The sequence below is a fragment of the Pseudomonas sp. 05N433 genome (assembly GCF_056396925.1).
The window spans coordinates 1-12975 of sequence record NZ_JBFTML010000004.1 but is presented as its reverse complement, the minus strand read 5'-3'; the positions used below and the strand labels follow the sequence as shown (position 1 = coordinate 12975).

The 12975-nt window shown below is 61.1% G+C and carries 6 protein-coding genes; 1 reads left to right on the top strand and 5 read right to left on the bottom strand.

The window, feature by feature from the left end; genetic code table 11:
- Nucleotides 1-341 precede the first annotated feature (341 nt).
- Complete coding sequence (locus AC1DIS_RS02310; RefSeq protein ID WP_477743767.1) at nucleotides 342-2822, top strand: TonB-dependent siderophore receptor; 2481 nt, start codon at nucleotides 342-344, stop codon at nucleotides 2820-2822.
- Nucleotides 2823-2951: 129 nt separating this feature from the next.
- On the opposite strand, the gene AC1DIS_RS02305 is transcribed toward AC1DIS_RS02310, so the two are convergent.
- The 5 genes from AC1DIS_RS02305 to pvdM all read right to left on the bottom strand — a co-directional run bounded on the left by AC1DIS_RS02305 (nucleotide 2952) and on the right by pvdM (nucleotide 12725).
- Nucleotides 2952-7127 carry an amino acid adenylation domain-containing protein gene (locus tag AC1DIS_RS02305; RefSeq protein ID WP_477743766.1) on the bottom strand — a complete coding sequence of 1392 codons (4176 nt, stop codon included), beginning with the start codon at nucleotides 7125-7127 and terminating at the stop codon, nucleotides 2952-2954.
- A gap of 29 nt (nucleotides 7128-7156) precedes the next feature.
- A complete protein-coding gene (locus tag AC1DIS_RS02300; RefSeq protein ID WP_111454148.1) occupies nucleotides 7157-8815 on the bottom strand; it encodes a cyclic peptide export ABC transporter in 1659 nt (552 codons plus the stop codon).
- A gap of 131 nt (nucleotides 8816-8946) precedes the next feature.
- On the bottom strand, nucleotides 8947-9834 hold the full coding sequence (gene pvdO / locus AC1DIS_RS02295) for a dihydropyoverdine dehydrogenase (protein ID WP_477743765.1): 888 nt from the start codon (nucleotides 9832-9834) through the stop codon (nucleotides 8947-8949).
- Nucleotides 9835-10077: 243 nt separating this feature from the next.
- Nucleotides 10078-11358, bottom strand: coding sequence for a pyoverdine-tailoring periplasmic protein PvdN (gene pvdN, locus AC1DIS_RS02290; protein ID WP_477743764.1), 1281 nt, complete (start codon nucleotides 11356-11358; stop codon nucleotides 10078-10080).
- Nucleotides 11355-12725 (bottom strand): pyoverdine-tailoring dipeptidase-like protein PvdM, encoded by a 1371-nt coding sequence (gene pvdM, locus AC1DIS_RS02285; RefSeq protein WP_477780741.1) that lies wholly within the window; start codon nucleotides 12723-12725, stop codon nucleotides 11355-11357. Before pvdM ends, pvdN begins: the two co-directional genes overlap by 4 nt.
- Nucleotides 12726-12975: the final 250 nt, after the last annotated feature.

The following is a 12975-nucleotide window of genomic DNA, read 5'->3' as shown; positions in this document are numbered from 1 at the left end:
AGTAGCAGAAAAAAAGGCCGACGCCCGATGCGTCGGCCTTTTTTTGAATTTTTGCGTAAATGATAAATAAACTCATTCCGGTTTTTGCACGGTGCTGCGTCTTACTTACGTAAGCAGATAAATCGAGCCGGGCAGGGTAGCCACTGGGCTCAGGTTTTCCCAGCCGTACACATTTTTACCGCTGCCCGGACAAACGATCGAGCCCGGGGAGGGGCCGGTCATCAACTTGCGACACGTTGCCCGAAAGGCAGCCGATCCAGGTGGTTCACAGGTCCAGGCAGCGGCAGGGCACTCGGTTGCCCATGGATCCTATCCATTTCAACTAAAAAATAGAGAGCACGATGTCAGCAATTCATGAGTTGAAACCTCTGTTCAAGGCTTTGGTCATTGCCCGAACCCTGCGCTCGCGTCGCTCGTTGGCCGGTCTGGGCATGGCTTGCCTGCTGCCGCTCAGCGCGCAGGTCCACGCCGAAGACTTCACCCTCGACATTCCTGCCCAGCCTTTGCCCCAGGCGTTGCAGGCGTTTGGCACGCAGACCAATCAGCAGGTGATCTACAGCGCCGATGATATGACCGGCCTGCGCAGCACACGCGTCAGCGGCAAGTTGAGCAGCGAAGCGGCGATTGCCCAATTGCTCAAGGGCACGGGCGTGCACTACAGCTTTGAAGGCAACACGCTGATGCTGGTACGCGGCAGTTCGACCGAGGGTCTGGAACTGGGCGCTACCACCATCAATGCGCAACAGGTGGGCGCGACCACCGAAGGCTCGAATTCCTACACCTCGAATGCCGTGACCATCGGCAAGGGCACCCACACCCTCAAGGAAATCCCGCAGTCGGTCACGGTGATGACCCGCAAGCAAATGGATGATCAGGATATCGTCGATCTCAAGGACGCCGCCAACAAGACCACCGGACTGGTCGGTGCCCAAGGCGTCGGCAGAGGTTTGATCCTCTCTTCGCGCGGTTTCCAGATTGATGACTGGCAGTACGACGGTGTGCCGATCCCGCGCAACACTTACGCGCTGGGCAACTGGGCCACGCAGGACTTGATTTTCTTCGATCGCATGGAAGTGCTGCGTGGTGCGTCGGGCTTGCTGCAAGGCACCGGCAGCCCGGGTGGCGCGGTCAACCTGGTGCGCAAGCGCGGTCAGGCCACACCGACCGTGACCCTGACCGGCAAGGCTGGCTCCTGGGATCACTACGGTCTGCAACTGGACGCCGGTGGGCCGTTGAACCAGAACGGCACCATCCGTGGACGCTTCGTGGCCGACCAGGACGACACCCACACGTTCGTTGATTCCGAATGGTACAAGACCACCTCGCTGTACGGCGCGCTGGACTTCGATCTGAGCGAAGCCACCACCGTGGGCGTGGCGGTCAGCCAGTCCGACGGCGAATCGCGCTCGAATGTCCGCGGCTTCCCGCGTTACTCCGACAGTAAACCCATCGACCTGCCGCGCAGCACGTACACCGGGGCGAAGTGGAACCATTCGGATATCGACGTCACCACGCTCTACACCGATCTGGAACACCGTTTCAACGATGACTGGGCTTTCAAGATCGGCGCCGTGCGCATGACGGAAACCAACAAGGCGAAGAACCAACGGGTGCAATCCACCGGCGATGGCATCAATCCCGATGGCAGCGGCGTGCAATACGCGGACTTCGTGACGGACATGGACTCCACCAAAGTCGCTCTGGACATGAACCTCACCGGCAAGTTCGAAGCCTTGTCCATGCCGCAGGAAATCATGGTGGGCGGCAACTATTCCAAATACACCTCGGACGACAAATACGCCCGAACCTTCAATGACAGCTCCGACAATATCTTCGACATTGATCACAACCGTCCGGATATCAGCTACGAAGGCTTGATCAATAGCCCCGGTGGTCGTGGGACTCCCAGCCAATACGACATCCGCCAGAAAGGCCTGTACGGCAGCTGGCGGGTCAAGCCTGTTGAAGACCTGACCCTGGTGCTCGGCTCGCGCGTCAGTTGGTACGACTACAATTACAAGTCTTCGACCCAGACCGCGAGCGGCATTACAGAAGATCCAAAAAGCACCGCCACTGAAACCGGAGAAGTCACGCCCTATGCCGGTATCGTCTATGACCTGAGCCGCGAATGGGCGGTCTACGCCAGTTACACCGACGTATATACACCGCAGACCGAACGCGATACCGCCGGCGCGGTACTCAAACCGATTATCGGCAGTAACTACGAGATTGGTCTCAAGGGCGAGTTGATGGATGGCCGGATCAATACCTCCGTGGCCCTGTTCCGTTACGACCAGGAAAACCGTGCCGTTCTCGATACGCAGGGTGCGCAAACCTGCGACGGTTGGTTCTGCTCGACGGCATCGGGCAAAGTGCGCAGCCAGGGTCTGGACGCCGAAATCAGCGGCGAAGTGATCGACAATCTGCAACTGTTTGCCGGCTACACCTACAACACCACCAAATACCTCGACGACCCTGACAACGAAGGCAAAATCTTCAGCTGGTGGACGCCTAAACACATGCTGCGTGTGTGGGGCAATTATCAGTTGAGCGGCGACTGGAGCCGTGTGAGTACAGGCCTGGGCTTTACCGCACAAACCCACACGATAGGTTTCGACCACTCCGTCAACGTTCCGGGTTACACCGTGTGGAATGCCCGCGTCGGTTACCAGCTCACCCCAGAAATCGAGCTGGCGATGAATGCCAACAACCTGTTTGACAAGACCTACTTCGCAGCGGCCTACAACCAGATCAACGGCAACAACAACTACGGTGATCCACGCAACGTGATGTTCAGCGTGAAATACACACCGCAGTTCTGAGTCCTTTGCACTAGCGTCAATGTCCCGGCCCGCGGCCTCGCGCTGCTCGGCAGCTGCTACGGTATTGCCGGAAGTACAAACAAAAACGCAGAAGCCATGGCTTCTGCGTTTTTGTTTGCCGTCGCTCGGTCAGCTACATGACTTGCCCTGGCAGCCGAGGAGCACTTCGGTAAACGACTCCAGTAGCGACTCGCTGTAGATCATGCTGCGGTGCGGCAGTGGTGAGTGGATCGAGGTGTGCAATTGGCCTGTCACGTTGTGGGCCCTGAGCAGTTGTTCCGAATACAGCACTTGCTCCAGGGTTTTATGCGACAGCGACCACCAGCAACTGGCCTTGACCTTGAGCGGCGGCAGCGAGAAGGCATTGAACGCGTCCACCAGGCGATCGTGAATCGCATAGGCCTGGGCGTTCATGACTTCCTGCTTGATGCCTTCCAGGGTCGCGATCATCTCTTGCTCGCCGGTGGCCGTCTGTTCGCTGGCCCAGCGATAGAAGGTCTTGAGGTCGGCCGTCGGGTTCCGGGCGATGAAGCTCGCCGCCGCCGGTTCCAGATGCGCGAACATCAGGTTGAAGACTTCGAGTGCTGCCAGCAGTTCGTTTTCCGCGCTGAGGTGGTTCGGGTTGTCTTCTTCCAGAGGCTTGCGCGGCAGGTCGGCGGGCAAGGCATGTTCGGGCAATGTGCTGTCGACGAGGCCGAGGAAGGTCACTTCCTTGCCCTGGCGCTCCAGGTGGGCGGCGACGTCCATGGCAATCGCGCCCCCCAATGACCAGCCCATCAATCGGTAAGGGCCGTGTGGCTGCTTCTCGACGATCTGTGCGCTGTAGTCGGCAATCATCTCGGCCCATGTCTGAGCGTTCGAGTCTTTGTCGGCAAAGCCCTTGTGCATCACGCCGAAGGTCCGGGCATGGGCACTGAGTTTTTTCGCCAGCGGCTGATAACAGAACACGATACCGCCGCTGGGGTGCAGGCAGAACAGCGGCGGCGCCGACGCTGTCGAGGCGTTGAGTTCGACCACGCATTGCACATGCTGCTGATGCTCCAGGGCGATGAATCTGGCCAGTGCCTGGACATTGGGATGAGCCAGCATGTGTTGCAGCGCCAGTTTGATGCCCAGGCGCGCGTTTAGGGTCGAGATGAATTGAATGGCCAGAATCGAGTGGCCACCGAGTTCGAAAAAGTTGTCGTCGAGGCTGACACGCTCGACCTGCAACGCTTCTTGCCAGAGTTCGGCGAGCGCCTTTTCCAGGGGCGTTTCGGGGGCAATGAAGTGGCGCTGCGTCTGGCTGAGGTCGGGCTGCGGCAGGGCCTTGCGGTCGAGCTTGCCGTTGGGGCTCAACGGCATGGCGGCCAGTACCAGCAGATGGCTGGGCACCATGTAGTCCGGCAGATTGGCCTTGAGCTCAGCCTTGAGGGTTTCGCGCAGGTCGAGTTGTTGCTGCTCGCTCAGCGAGTCGCTTTGGGCCACGACATAGCCGACCAGTTGCAAACCCACCGCGCCTTCCCGGGCAACCACCAACGCCTCGCGGACCTGCGGCGATCGCAGCAGGCATGACTCGATTTCCCCGAGTTCGATGCGGAAGCCGCGAATCTTCACCTGGTGATCCAGCCGGCCTGCATACTCGATCACACCGTCGGCGCGATAGCGCGCCAGATCGCCGGTGCGGTAGAGACGACCGCCGCCCTGAACATCGAACGGGTCGGGGATGAAGCGCTCGGCCGTGAGCTCAGGTCGCTTGAAGTAGCCGCGTGCGAGCAGGTCGCCGGCAATCATCAGTTCACCGACGACACCCACTGGCACTGGCTGGCCGCCGGCATCGAGCAGGTAAATCGCCCGTCCGGCCAGAGGCTGGCCGATCGGCATGCTTTTGGGCAGGGCGATATGCCCTGTCACGTAGTCGCTGCAATCAAGCACCGTGGCGCTGACTGTCGTTTCCGTCGGCCCGTAGGTGTTCAGCAGCTTCACGTGCCCGAGCCCGGCCTTGCCCCAGGCCGCAACGCCCTCCGGTGGCATCGCTTCGCCACCGACGATCACTTGCCGCAGTGCACCGTAGTCGCGCTGACCGGCAGCGGCGAAGTCCTTGGCCAGCATGTTCCAGTAGGTGGTGGTCAGGTCGCTGACGCTGAACTGTTTGTCGAGCAGTTCGCGGTACCAGGTTTCACTGTCCCAGATATCCGGCCCGCGCAGCACCACCGAGGCGCCGCAGATCAACGCCGGGTAAAGCTGCTCGACAAAGGCATCGAAGTTGAACGTGGCGAACTGCAGGGACCGGTCCTGTGCGCTCAGGCCGAGAAACTCCAGCGCCACCTGGGCGTGACGGGTCAACGCCGCCTGGGTGATGCCGACCCCTTTGGGGCGACCGGTAGAGCCGGACGTGAACATCACATACGCGAGGTTTTGGCCGGTGGTGCGGCAGGGCGGGTCAAGTGCGGGCAGCGTCCCCCGGACATCGATGTCGTCGACGCAGCGTCGCTGGACGCCGGGCATCGATGGCAGTCGATCAAGCAGCGAACGCTGGCTCAGCAACACGCTCAGGCCACTGTCTTCAATCATCCAGGCCAGGCGTTCCTGCGGATAATCGGGGTCCAGCGGGACATAGGCGCCGCCGGCCTTGAGCACCGCCAACAGGCTGATGATCATGTGCGCCGAACGCTCCACGGCAATGCCCACCAGCACTTCCGGTCCGACACCCTGTGCAATCAACGAGTGGGCCAGGCCATTGGCGGCGGCGTTGAGCTGGGCATAGCTGAGCTCAAGGTCGTTGAAGATCAGGGCTACCGAGTCGGGGGTTGCCAGCGCCTGGCGTTCGAACAATTGATGCACGCCGTCCTCAGGCATGGCTGACGCGGGCGGATTCCACTGCTGCAACTGAACCTGGCGTTCGTCTCTTGCCAGCAGCGGCAATTCGCCGAGCGCACGCAGCGGATCTTCCGTGAGTGCATGGAGCAGGTTCAGCCAGTGCCGGGCCAGGCGTTCGAGGGTGGCAGGGGCGTAGAGGTCCTGGCTGTATTCGAGACTCGCGCTGATGCCCTCGAGCGAATAGCCGACGTCCAGGGACAGATCGAATTTGGCCTGGCTGGGACCCGCGCCGAGGAACTCCAGCGCCAGTCCGTCCAGGTCGATCCGGTCTGGTTGCCCGGTGTCGGTGCGCCAGTTGAACAGCACCTGGAACAACGGATTGGCGTGTTCGCTGGCGTGCAATTGCAACGCGTCGAAACTCAATTCCAACGGGTAATCGCCATGGTCCAGTGCCGCCAGCGATTCGCGCCGCAGCCGCTGGAGAAAGTCTGCGCAGGACAGCAGCGGATCAATGCGCGCCCGGTACACCTGGGAGCTGACGAAAAAGCCGACCAGATCCTGGGTTTCGCTGCGATTGCGGGTGGCGTTGGGTACGCCGACGGTAAAGTCGTATTGGCCACTGTAGCGGCTCAATAACAATTGCCAGGCCCCGAGGGTCACGACGAAAGGCGTCAGTTTTTGCTGCTGGCAGAAGCGGTTCAGGGCTTGCGCGAGGGGCGCGGGCACACTGAAGTCATACTGCCCGGCAGGGTGGCCGTGCCGGGCATTTCGTGGGAAGTCCACCGGCAGATCGAGGGCCGGCAATGTTTGCCCCAGATACTCTTGCCAGTATTCGGCGCTGCTGGCGCAGGTTGCGCTGTGCAGGTATTCGCCACGCTGCCAGGCGGCATAGTCGGCGTACTGGATGGCCGGGCGTGGCAAGGGTGATGTATCGCCGCTGCCGGCTTGGGCAAAGGCCCGTGTCAGGTCTTGCATCAGAATGGCATTGGACCAGGCATCGGAAACGATGTGGTGCATGTTCATCAGCAACAGATGCTCGTCGGCCGAAATCTGCAGCAGTGTTGCCCGCATCAGCGGCGCCTGGCGCAGGTCGAACGGCGTGCCGGCCTGGGCCTCGATACGTAGCGCGATCCGGTTGGCGCGGGCCTCGTCCGACAGGCCCGACAGGTCTTCATGGTCGAGCACCAGTGTTGCCTGCGCATCGACCACCTGCATGGCGCAACCATCGATTTCGACGAAGGCACTGCGCAAAATATCGTGACGCTCAAGCACCTTGTTCAGGGCTGTTTCCAGCCGCCGGGGCGCCAGGGGGCCGGTGATGCGCATGACACGGGGCAGGTTGTAGGCGGCGTTGTCCGGTGACAGTTGCTGGAGAAACCACAGCCGCTGCTGGGCGAAAGACAGCGGCGCCGGGCGCTGGTTGACGCGGGCGGTTATCCCTTGGGGTTGATCACCGGCATCGGCCAGCAACAGCGCCAGTACATCATCATCGATCAAATCGTTCATCGGGGCTCTCGTAGTCGGCGGTGGATCGTTCAGGCGGTCGCCAACGGTTTTTTTTGCGCGACGAGCTTGCCGCCTTCCATCCGCACCAATTGGTCGGCGACATCGAAGTAACGGTCGTCGTGGGAAATGACGATGATGGTCTTGCCCAGGTATTTGAGTTCCGGCAACAGCTCGGTGTAGAAGATGCGCCGGAAGGCCGGGTCCTGGTCGGCCGCCCACTCGTCGAACACCAGCACCGGGCGTTCTTCCAGCCAGGCGTTCAACAGGGCCAGGCGTTTGCGCTGGCCGGTGGACAGGTCGGTGGTGCTGAAGGCGCCATCGCGGATGCAGACCTTGTGCGAGATTTCCAGGCGTTCTAGGTAACGGTTGGCGTCTTCGGGAACGTTCTGCTCGCCTTGTACCAATTCGTCGAACAGGTAGTAGTCGGCGAAAATCGTGGTGAACAACTGGCGATAGTCGTCGCGGTTATGCGCCAGGACCGGCTTACCGTTAAGGATGATTTCCCCGCCCTGGGGCGCATACAACCCCAGCAACAACTTGATCAGCGTGGTCTTGCCGCCGCCATTCTCACCGACGATAAACACGATCTCGCCCTGGGCGATGGACAGGTTGACCGGCCCGAGGGCGAAGGGCTTGCTGCCGTCCACCGCCGGGAAGGCGAAATGCACATCGCGCATTTCAAGGTGTTCGACCACCGGTTTCGGCGCGTCTTTGTCACTGAGCAGCAGGTGCGGTTCCGGCGAGGAAAACTGCTCCGCCAGGTCGGCGATGCGCTTGAACGCAATGTTGGCGCGGCTGACCACCGGCAGGGTGGTGACCAGGTATTCCATCGGGCCTTTCATGTACAACAGCACCAGCACGAACCCGCTGAGCACCGCTTTATCGGTGCCCAGCCACAGCGATTGCAGGGCCAGCGCCAGGCCGATCACCACGAAAAACAGCATCGAGCCAAGGGTCTTGGCCACCACGAAGGTGTTGACCGCGCGGATGTGCGTGTTGCAGATGAAGTCAGCGGTGCCTTCGATGCGCTGGCTGAACATGCGTTGGCGGCGCGGACGATGGATGCGCAGTTCCTTGGCGCCGGCGGCAATCGCGCTGTAGTGCTTTTGCAGTTCGTCCTCGGCTTCGCGAGCCGCCTGGAAACCCTTGATGCCCTTGGTCCGGGCCACGTATTGCAGCGCGGTGCCGATCACCAGGGCCACCAGCAGCAAGGCAAACATCGGCAACGACAGGTAGGCCAGGTAGCTCAGGCAGCCGAGGGTGACGGTGAACGCAATGGCCAGCGGCGCGAAGGAAAAGGCGAAATCACTGACGGTGTCGACGTCATGGGTCAGCACCGGAATCAGTCGATAACTGCGGAAGCGCTCGATCTGTTCGATCGGTGCCAACAGGACTTTTTCCCCCAGGGATTTACGCAGCCCGGCAATGATGTGTTGCCCGACATGGTTGGTGCCGATGTCCGACAGGATCGACGTCAGCAACGCCACTGCGCACAGGCCGATAAACGTTGCCAACACCCGGGTCGACGGGGTATCGGCGGCGTTCAGCGCGTCATTGATGGTCGCCAGTAACGCGGTGATGCTGAGGCCACCGAGCATGCCGAGCATGATCGACACCACAACGATGACCCGGAAAGGCCTGAGCAGGCCGAGGACTTCACTGAAGGCTCCGCGGGATTTTGAGGTCATGGAAGTTTCCGCTTCAAGTGCCGCTAAAGGGCAAAGGTTCAAGAGTTTGGCTGCTTAAAAGACGAAACCCGTGGGCGGCGATTTAGCCGCGCACGGGTTTGTTGCAGGTCATGCGACGGGAGGTGGGAGCCTCAAAGATCCCGCGCGACGCGAAAACCGAGCCAGTCGCCACGGGTGTCGGGGTAGGTGGCATTACGGTTGCCCGAACGCGAGAACACCGGTGCTTCACCCCAGTCATTGCCGCGAATGCGCCGGGCGGTGCATTCGCCGGTCAACCAGGCGCTGCCATCGCTCGGTGCGCCGACGTAGTTGTCGTTGTAGCAATCGGCGGTCCACTCATAGACGTTGCCGTGCATGTCGTACACGCCGAAGGCGTTGGCCGGGAAGCTGCCCGCCGGTGAGGTGAAGTTGTAGCCATCGGCGGCGCCGTAGGTGTTGGCGTGTTTGGCGATGCTGTATTCCTTGCCTTCATCGAACGGGAAGGGGAACGAGCCACTGCTGCCCGCGCGGGCGGCATACTCACGCAGCGATTCGCTGACCAGTCGATAGTGCTTGCCGGTCTTCTTCGAGAGCCAGGCCACATAGGCATTGACCTCGGGGAAGTTCATGCACACCGCCGGATGCCTGGCCGTGCGTTCATAGCGCGGCACGCCGGCCTTGCACTCGCGGCCCGGCCGGGTGTCGCCGTCGGGCATGAGGTAACCGCTGTCGCGCAGGTACGCGTCCCACTCGCCGGCCAGCACCTGAAAGCGGCTGATGGCCAGCGGTTTGGCGAAGGTCACCGGGTGCAACGGACCCTCGTCGGGCTCGCGGCCCACCTCATTGTCCGGAGTGCCCATGGTGAAGGTCCCGGTGGGCAGCACGACCATCTCCGGGCAGTGCTTGCAGTCCTTGAACACTTTGCCGGGCGGGGCGGGGGCGGCGGCCTGAGCGGCACCCGGCAGCAGGCCTGCAACCACGGCGGCGAAGGCCAGTGCGGGGAGCGTTTTCAGGGACAAGCTACGCAACTCACTGTTCATCATTGCTCTCGATAAAAAGTTAAAGGGAATCAGGGGGGGCAACTTCCGCCACGCCGCAATCTCTGTAGCAGCTGGCGAAGCCTGCGTTCGGCTGCGAAGCAGTCGTAAAACCAGAGATTACGGTGTGTCAGGCAGACCGCGTCAGTCGGATTCACGACTGCTTCGCAGCCGAACGCAGGCTTCGCCAGCTGCTACAGATCGCGTTACGACTTAACTGACTGACATTAACCATGGGGCTGGCGATCAGAGCTGTTTGCCGAGCAACGCGATGAAGCGGTCGACTTCAGCTTCGGTGTTGAGCAGCCCCGGCGCCGTGCGGATCACCGGGCCCACGTCGCGCTCCACGGCATCGGCGATCACGCGGTTTTGCATCAGCCAGGCGGCGATCTTGTCGCTGCTTTTGCCCTTGACCCGAAAGAAGCTGAAACCGGATGACAGCTCGGGACTCACGGGCGTGACCAGTTCGATCTGCGGGTGCGCTTGCAGGCGTTTTTTCATATGGCTGTTCAGGGCATGGATACGCGCCTGAACATCGGCCTTGCCCCATTGCAAATGCAGCTTGAAGGCTTCGTTCAGCGCCCAGCGGTGCTCGAACGAGTGGTAGCCGCCCGGTGTCATGGTGGTGGAGAACGCCGTGGCTTCGGAGAAGGTCGGGATGATCGGCGTGACGTATTTGACCTCTTCACTGCGGCTGCAAACGATGCCGGTGCCACGGGGACCGAACATCCATTTATGGGTGCCGGCGATGAAGAAGTCGCAGTTCATGGCGGGAAAACTCAAGTCCTCGACACCAAAGCCGTGCACGCCGTCGACCAGGTAAATAATGCGGTCCTGATCGGCGCGATTGCGGTTGTGCTTGTCCACCAGCGCGCCGATGTCGGCGATCGGCAGTTTCACGCCACTGCCGGAATGCACCCAGGTCATGCCGAGTACACGGGTTTCGGGTTTGATGTTCTGCTCGATCGAGGCCAGGATCTCCGCTTTGGACACCGTCTGCGGATCCTTGAACAACCTGATCTTGCGCACCCGAGTACCGTCCCGTTGGGTGCGCAGATCGAGAATGGTGTGGGTCGCGTAATGCTCGTGGGCGGTGGTGAGGATTTCCTGGTCCGGGCGTACATGAACGCCGCCGTAAATCATCGCCAGGCCTTCGGTGGTGCTGCCGGTCAAGGCGATCTGTCTGGCATTGGCTTGCAGGTAGCGACCGGCCCAGACACGTACCTCTTCTTCACGCTGCTCGATAACGCCGAGGTCCCAGTCCATCGCCAGCCCGGGGTTTTTATCGAGGGCGGCACGGTGCATCTCGATCGCTTCACGCACAGGCTTGGGGTGCGAGGTGATCAGGAAATTGGAGAAATGCAGGTAATCCGGATCCTGGTTGAAAAGCTGCCGCAGTTGCGCCCATTTGTCCCCAGGCAGCGATGGCACTGGCGTGGCGTTGGCGACGTTGTCCAGACCGGCAGTCAACGGCAGGCCGGCGGCGAGGATCCCGGCCTGTTTCAGAAAAGTGCGACGATCGCTCATGGTGTGCTCGTGCCTTGTTGTGAAATCAGCGCCGGCTTGGCGGCTTTCTGTACCTGATCCCAGACCCGCAGGAAGTTGCCGCCCCAGAGCTTGGCGATGTCTGCTTCGGAGTAGCCGCGCGAGATCAGTTCCGCCGTGACATTGCGAATGTCACCGACGTTTTCCCAGCCTTTGACGCCGCCCCCTTCGTTGAAGTCGGAGCTGATGCCGACATGGTCAATGCCGATTTTTCGCACCGTGTAATCGATGGCGTCGCCGAGGTCCTTGAGGCTGGCTTTGGGTTCTTCTTCGAGAATCGCGTAGAGACGGCTGGCGTACTGGCCGAATTTTTTCTCGGGCCAGGCAGCGATGACCGGATCGCCCGGCATTAATGCCATGGCGAGGTTCGGCAGGGGCGGCAGGTCGAACGCTTTGCGCAGTTCGTTGAGTTTGTCCTGGGTGGTCTGGGTCAGCGGGCGCAGGTATTGGGAAAAACCGACCACCTGCACCACGCCACCGCTGTTCTTGATCAGCTGCATTTCCTTGTCGCTGAGGTTGCGCGGGATGTCGACCATCGCCCGTGGCGCCGAGTGCGAGGCGACCATCGGCGTGCGGCTCAATTGCGCGACTTGCTCCAGGGCCTTGGTCGACATTTGCGACACGTCGATGATCACGCCCAGGTCATTCAAGCGATGTACCGCTTGCTTGCCTAGGTCCGAGAGGCCGTCGAGGGCATCGGGCGAATCGTTGAAAAACGGCAAGGGGCGCGAGGAGTCGGCCCAGTCGTTATTGCCGATATAGCTGAAGCCGAACATGCGCATGCCGCGTGCCGTCYACAGGTCCAGCAGCTTCAGGTCGTGGCCCAGCGGGTAGGCATTGAGCATGCTGATGAAAATCGCGAACTTGCCTTCGCCGTGCAAACGACGGAAATCGTCGGGGGTGTAGGCAATGGCGACCTGATTGGGAAAGTCGCGGACCATCCCGGAAATAATCTTGTAGCGGATCTCTTGCTGGTTGCGTGCCTCTTCGACAAAACCGGCGGTGGGCTTGTGCGGCGCGTTGGCGCCATTCCACAGTTCCGGCCAGCCGAAAATCGTCAGGGCCGCGCCGGACAGGCGTCCGCGGTTGGCCTTGACCAGGTCGAACTGGCCCTCGCCATCCTTGTCGGCTTCATTGCCCTGGGTGCCGAAGTTCTGCATCAGGCTGATGTGGCTATCGAAGGAGAGCATGCGCTCGTGCAACTCGTCGGCCTGTTGCATGACCTTGATCGGGTAACCGGGGTTGTCCTTGAACCCGTAATACCAGACTGCGAAGCCCGCGCCGGCGCTGATCGCCAGGGCCAGCGGCAGGCCGATGTAAAGAGCCTTTTTCGAACGTGGTTTTGTCATTGCCATCTCTGTCAGGTTCGCCGCCCCGGTGCAGGCGCAGGGGCCTTTGCTATCTGGGAGGAACGAGTGGCTGGCAGAAAAAATTAGGAGATAGCGAGATACCTGTGGCGAGGGAGCTTGCTCCCGTTGGACTGCGAAGCAGTCCTGAAACCTGCAGCCTCGTACTGCCAGGCACACCGCATGCGCCGGATTTACGACTGCTTCGCAGCCGAGCGGGAGCAAGCTGCTTCGCAGCCGAGCGGGAGCAAGC

Excerpts from the sequence above, each read along its gene's own strand:
- AC1DIS_RS02305 (WP_477743766.1), bottom strand. The coding sequence starts at position 7,127 with ATGAACGATTTGATCGATGATGATGTACTGGCGCTGTTGCTGGCCGAT.
- pvdO (WP_477743765.1), bottom strand. The coding sequence starts at position 9,834 with ATGAACAGTGAGTTGCGTAGCTTGTCCCTGAAAACGCTCCCCGCACTG.
- AC1DIS_RS02310 (WP_477743767.1), top strand. The coding sequence starts at position 342 with ATGTCAGCAATTCATGAGTTGAAACCTCTGTTCAAGGCTTTGGTCATT.
- AC1DIS_RS02300 (WP_111454148.1), bottom strand. The coding sequence starts at position 8,815 with ATGACCTCAAAATCCCGCGGAGCCTTCAGTGAAGTCCTCGGCCTGCTC.
- pvdN (WP_477743764.1), bottom strand. The coding sequence starts at position 11,358 with ATGAGCGATCGTCGCACTTTTCTGAAACAGGCCGGGATCCTCGCCGCC.